At 52.8% G+C, this 6,000-nt stretch carries 5 protein-coding genes; all 5 read right to left on the bottom strand.

Annotated features, from left to right (window positions below):
• On the bottom strand, positions 1–520 hold a 520-nt coding region (locus K9N57_10775), incomplete at its 3' end, for a Spy/CpxP family protein refolding chaperone (protein MCF7804665.1).
• 329 nt (positions 521–849) lie between these two features.
• Complete coding sequence (locus tag K9N57_10770) at positions 850–1,668, bottom strand: DUF5667 domain-containing protein (GenBank protein MCF7804664.1); 819 nt, start codon at positions 1,666–1,668, stop codon at positions 850–852.
• A gap of 253 nt (positions 1,669–1,921) precedes the next feature.
• Complete coding sequence (locus tag K9N57_10765; protein MCF7804663.1) at positions 1,922–2,476, bottom strand: sigma-70 family RNA polymerase sigma factor; 555 nt, start codon at positions 2,474–2,476, stop codon at positions 1,922–1,924.
• 277 nt (positions 2,477–2,753) lie between these two features.
• The gene (gene ric, locus K9N57_10760) at positions 2,754–3,515 is read right to left on the bottom strand and encodes an iron-sulfur cluster repair di-iron protein (GenBank protein MCF7804662.1); all 762 of its coding nucleotides are present in this window, start codon (positions 3,513–3,515) and stop codon (positions 2,754–2,756) included.
• A gap of 158 nt (positions 3,516–3,673) precedes the next feature.
• Entirely contained in the window at positions 3,674–5,770 is a 2,097-nt protein-coding gene (locus K9N57_10755) for a nitrite/sulfite reductase (GenBank protein MCF7804661.1), read from the bottom strand.
• Positions 5,771–6,000: the final 230 nt, after the last annotated feature.

Here is a 6,000-nt window from a genome sequence, read left to right as displayed (position 1 = left end):
GCATATTCTGCCATTCGGATCCCATCAGAAATCCGTGATGATTCCCATAATAGGCCAGCTGATCGTCGGTCAGTACCGTGTTGACCTGCTTCCGGGATTCCACGCGTTGCTCCTGGATCTTGTCCTGGATGCTGTTCACGTCCGCCCGGAGTTGTTCCACCCGATTCGCATCGATATCTTTGGAATTGAGCGCCGTGGCGTATTCCCGTCGTGCATCGCGCAGTTGCTTGATTAATGGGGTAAGTTCCTCCTGATACGCGTCCCGGATATCGTCGATCTTGGTCTGTTGTTTCTCACTCAGCCGGTACTGTTCGGGCACGTTTTGTCGATTACCCTGCATACCGTTCATCATGTGACCAGCGTTCATGTGGCCGCCCATATGTCCACCGTTCATCATGCCGTACCCGTTACCGGCGGTGTTCCCGTGCATGCCGCCCCATCCCTGGGCGAATCCGGTGCCCAGAAAAAACGGCGTGGCCAGTGCGCCTGCGATTATCAGTATAAGTGCTGTGCGTTTCATTTGAAGCCTCCGTGTGTTTGGTTCATTGCTCATTTTTCTTTCTTTCACTAATCACAGACGAACCAGATCGGAAAGTGTTATGGGGGGAAAGACAGTGTGAGAGTGTTCCCCAACGGGATCCCTTCGGGGCAGGTGTTAAAGTGTTCGAGTCAAACCGACGGAGTCGTTGGTCGTAACCGCTTTCGCGGTAAATGTTGGTGGTTCGTTGTGTGTGGTTCGTCGCCAAAAAAATGATAAATAAATGAGGAGTAAATGAGTAATGATAATGCTCTGTCACAGTAAAGCGTCGTTACCGGAACACCGGAACACTTGAACACTGTTGTTTTCGGTTACTGTCGTTCCATCATTCCGTTCATATGTCCACTGCCCTGCCCCTGATGCATGGGCATGTCGCCGTCCATCATGCGCTGCATCATCTGCTGCATCCGGCCGCGGCGCTGGCCGCAGATTTCGATGGCCCGATCCACGGTTTGTCGCGCCTGTCTCCGGACGCGCGGTTGGAGGTGCTGCAGGAACTCGTGCTGGGTTTCGTTCAGATGTTGGGCCTTGGTTCGCAGAAACGAGAGCGTATCGCCGGTTGCCATCGCACGTTCGATCGCGTTCCCGGCGTCGGCCAGCATGGCCTGAATCAGTGGCTCGTTGACTTCCCCGGTTTCCCGGTAGACCTGCGACAGTTCCTCCAGCCGTTTTTCGGAGAAGGTTAACCGCAGTTCGGCTGCATCCTCTTCGTTGAACGTGAACGCTATTTGAATGGACTCTGTCAGTTGTTTGATCGGATACAGGAGGTCACCGGGGACGCTGTCCGCCGAGGCGGTGGAGAGCCCGATAAAGAGCACAACAACCACCAGCACAGCACTGACGGTTCGCCGCACCCACGGCTGCCGCACGAATGCCGGCAGAAAGAGGCCGGAGGTGTCCGGCTCCTGCTGCTGTTGTCCAGCCCGTTGACCGATCTCGAAGAGCGCATTATTGATGGTCTCCGCCGACGGTTCCGGGGCCTCCAACTCGCCAAGGTGCTCTGACATCTCCAGCATCGGCCGCAATTCATCGGCATATTCTGGAAACTGATTGACCAGATCATCGATGGATTGCCCGGTACGCATCTCGTCGATGCAGTAGTCCAGGATGGTGTTGAATTCATTATTCATAGTGTGAGAGTGTTCCAGTGTTCATGTGTTCAAGTATCCGGGTTTTCTTTTCTTAATCTTAATCCTAATCTTACTCGGTTTTTGTTCGTTGTATGTCGTTCGTTGTATGTTGAAATTTTTACAGTGCTTTTCACTTGGTGTTAATATTGTTTTCTCTGCGTCCTTTGCGTCTCTGCGGTAATTACAGTTATTTCGATGTTCAATATTTTGTTTTTCATCTGTGGTTATCTGCTTCATCAGCGTCATCTGCGTGCTATTCTTTTTCCGGGATCATCTTCCGAAGCTGGTTCAGCGCCCGGTACTGGAGCTGTCGCACTGCCGTCGGCGACTTGTCCAGTTGGTCCGCTACCTCATTCGCCTGGTAGCCCTCGATGAACCGCAGGATTATCACGTCCTGCTGATCTTCGGTCAGTTGGTTGATGCCTTTCTGCAGCTCCTTCCGCATAAACATCTTGTCTATCGGTTTCCCTTCACTCTCGAAGTATTCGATGGTTTCCCCGACGTCGCTGGTGTCGCTGCGGACATCCTGCTTGCGGTAGTAATCCACGATCCGGTTCTTGGCGATCTGGTAGAGCCACGCCAGGAACGAACCGCGTTGCTGCTCCAGCGAATCCAGCATCCGGACAAAGACATCATTGGTCAAATCCTCCGCGTCTTCCTTCTGGTTCACCCGGTAATAGATATACCGGTAGATTTTCGTGTAGGACAATGAAATCAACCGCGACTGCGCTCCATCTGTCCCTCGCTTCGCCTCATCTACCAGCGCGCTCAGGGCCTCGTTGGACAGATCGTCGACGGTCTGGTTCATTGTCTCACCTGTACAGACGGATTACTGTGGAATGTGTTATGGGGGAAAATAGAAATATGAAAGTTTTGCAATTTTCCCATATCTCATTGGATAATTTAAATATAGAGATAAAATTGCAGAAAACACACCAAGCGGGGCGACTACCTCTATTCAGCCAGGCTCTGTTAATTCCTTTAATCTGGAGGTTCTCTAACTCAAATTGTCACTTCTGGCCGGATATTATCCTAAACTTTCGAGGTATGGTCGCCCCATCGGCACAAAATTCGAAAATAACCGACTATTCCATAACTGCTTCCGAGGATGCATTAGCGAACCGAATCGCCTTGGGAAAGAGGATGTTATTCTCCAGGTGAATATGTTCTTTGGTTTTAGCGGCGAATTCCTGCAACGAGGCGTACAGTCCCCGGTAAGTATTGCAGGCACCCTGCGGAGGCGTAAACCCGCTGCTGAGACTTTTGAGCTTCGCCAGACTGTCTCCGACGACATTGTGATCGTCCTCCAGCTCTGCAATAAATTTTTCTGCCGAATCAAATGTGGGAGATTTTGCTTTGGATCCCTCACCGTCAGCACTGCTAAGCCGCTTTATGTATGGAAACAGCACCAGTTCCTCGCGCTGCATATGGGTAATCATATTCCCGCCCGTTTCAAGCCAGATTTCAGCGATTTCCCGGGTCTCCGGATGCCGGTCACCATGAACCCGAGCCACCTTTTCCGCGAAGGCATTCAGCTGTGGAATAACTTGCCTGGCATAGGCGTGGTGCTGATTTACGATATAATCGGCCAGGAAGTCGGGAGCCCATTCGTTATAATTTTCCGTCACCCCGCCTGAGTCATGAATTTGCTCCAAATCCCCAACGACAGTCTGAACATTTACATTTTTCTCTTCGCAAGCCTCACGCAGCGGTTTGTTTCCGCCACAACAAAAATCGATGCGGTGTCGCTGGAACACTTCAGCGGTACGATAATCGTCGGCGACGATCTCTCCGACTGTTCGTTTTTCTAACGCCGTATTACCCTGTTCCTTCTCTATTGTATACATAATTACCTCGTGTTATCGTTTACTCGTTTAACAGCAAGAGACAGTGTTGTCTCCCTTTCTGTTTCAATTTGCATTGTTTATTGAATTTCTTAAATCAGATAAATATATCTGATTTAAGAACCCCTGTCAACTAATTTCGCAGGGAAGGGTAGGGCTACCTAATCCCTGAAGTTGAGCGAGGCGTCCATCCGATCGAACAGGGCCTGCAGGTGATCCAGAAAGTCCCGAACTGTTTCCGGATCCGCCTGCGGGATATCGCGTTCACCGTGGAGCAAACCGCCGAACTGAACCAGTAATGCTTCGTATTTTGGGTCTGTGAGTCCTGACCGGATGAAAACATCCGTGAATTTTCCCAGCACTTCTACCGGATCTTGTTTCTCCTTTCCCCGGGTCAACAGTAGCCCACCTGCGCCGGCAACCACCGATTTCATCAGGAAGTCCTGCTGCTCTTCGGAACCGTCCCGTGCTCTGGTGGCTCTCCGCCACAGCTTTTCCGATCGCTTCAGTTCGGCGGCGACCATCTCGATGACGCCAGCGCCGCATTCGCCTTCACCGCGATCTGCCAGGGAAAAGTCCTCCAGCAGTCCCCAATCCCGATAAAACTTGGGATCGGCTGAATAGTCTGGGACATCCTGAAATTCAGGAAGTCGCTTCAGTGCGTACTGCTCGCCGCGCCGCTGCCAGTACTCGGAAAAGCCAATTTCGCCGAATCCGTTCTCCTGGTAATCACGCAGGAGCGTAACTACGAACTCCGGGACATTCTTTGCCGGTATCGAGTCGTGTATTTCCGACAGAGTAGTTCCATCAGAATTCCGTTCTGCGCCGGCTACCAGGTGGTACATGGGATAGCTCTGTCCATCTTGCCGACGGGCGCCGCCGAAGAATCCCAGGTCGGCGATGGAGTGCTGGCCGCAGTTGTTCGGGCATCCACTGATGTGGATTTTCAGTGACGAAAAAATATTAGTATCGAGATCGGACGCTTCAGCCTCATCGCTAATGGCCGCCATCAGATCCTGGGAGCGGCAGAGTCCTAGCCGGCAGGTGGCGGCGCCCTTGCAGGCGATCATCCACGGAGCAGCTGAATCTCCGGTCAGTTCACCGTCAGATTTGGATAGTTGTCGATAGACTTCCCCAAGAAACTCATCCGGAATCCACGGCAGGAACAGATTCTGGCGCTGATCGGTCCGGAGCTCACCGCTTCCGTATCGTTCTGCCAGATCCGCCAGGCGGATTGCATCCCCGGAAGAAATATCGCCACGAATGAGCATGATTTCCGCCCGGGAATATCCGTCCTGTCGCTGGGGATGGACAACTCGTTCTTTCCACTGATGGAATTTGCCTTCTGTCGGTTCTCCACCGGTAATTCCGTTGCTCTCGGATGGTAACCTTTCAGACAAATCCGGCACACTCAAGTCGGGGATTCCATCTATGCGGGCCTGTTCCCACTCCTTCTCAAGCTCCTGCTGGAATGCTTCGACGCCCAGCCGTTCCACGGCGTATCGAAGCCGCGCCCGGTGACGGTTCCGCCGGTCGCCGTGCCGGTCGAACAGGCGTTTCACCGCTTCCACAATCCGGAGAACCTCGGACGCCGGCACAAAGTCACGGAAAAGGTCAGCGGATCGGGAGTTGGCGCCAAGTCCGCCGCCGACGAATACCCGGAAACCGCGCTGACCGTCCTGCTCACGTGCGATAAAGCCTAAATCGTTGATGCCGGCCAGGGCGCAATCTTCCCCGCAGCCGGAAAATGCAATTTTCAACTTCCGGGGCATGTGATACGAGCTGTCGAACTGCAGGAAGTAGTTGGTCACCGCCACTGCGTATGGCCGTGGATCGAAGACCTCGTCCGCAGTTAAGCCACCGTGGGCGCAGGAGGTAACATTACGGATAGTATTGCCACCGCCTCCGGCCGGGGTCAGTCCGACCTCCAGCAATTTGTCCAGCACTTCAGGTGTCTCCCGAATGTACACCTCGTGGAGCTGGACGTCCTGCCTGGTGGTGAGGTGCAGTTTGCCGCTCCCATAATTCCGGCTGAGTCCGGCCAGTCGTCTTAACTGAGGCGCGGTGAGTGTGGCGCCGGCGACGCGCACACGCACCATATACAATCCGTCCTGACGCTGACCGTAAATACCTCTCGGTACCCGGCGGGATTTGAACATCTCCTCAGAAAGGTCACCAGCCAAATACGCCGTAACATCTTTGGAATGCTGCTCGGTTTCTCTGTACACTCGTTCCGGTATGTGGTATATGCCTGTCATTTGTTGTTCCTTTTCTGTGCGATAAATTTTCGGGAAAAGTATTCTTCCTGACACATGCCTTGTTACAAATCAGGCTGACCGCAACCTGCCGGTTTCACAGATATCGCGGCCACTAACGAATCGGTCCTCTGTTCGGACTTATTTAGCCAGCGATGTCAGGATAAAGTGTTAAACGAAAGAAGTTATTTACAGCAACAACATCGGGAAGAAAGAACGGAAGGATGAGATGA

The sequence above is a fragment of the Candidatus Neomarinimicrobiota bacterium genome (assembly GCA_021734025.1).
In the GTDB taxonomy this organism is placed as follows: domain Bacteria; phylum Fidelibacterota; class JAANXI01; order JAANXI01; family JAANXI01; genus JAANXI01.
Note: the sequence above shows the minus strand (reverse complement) of the source record. Positions and strands in the feature narration are given on the sequence as shown.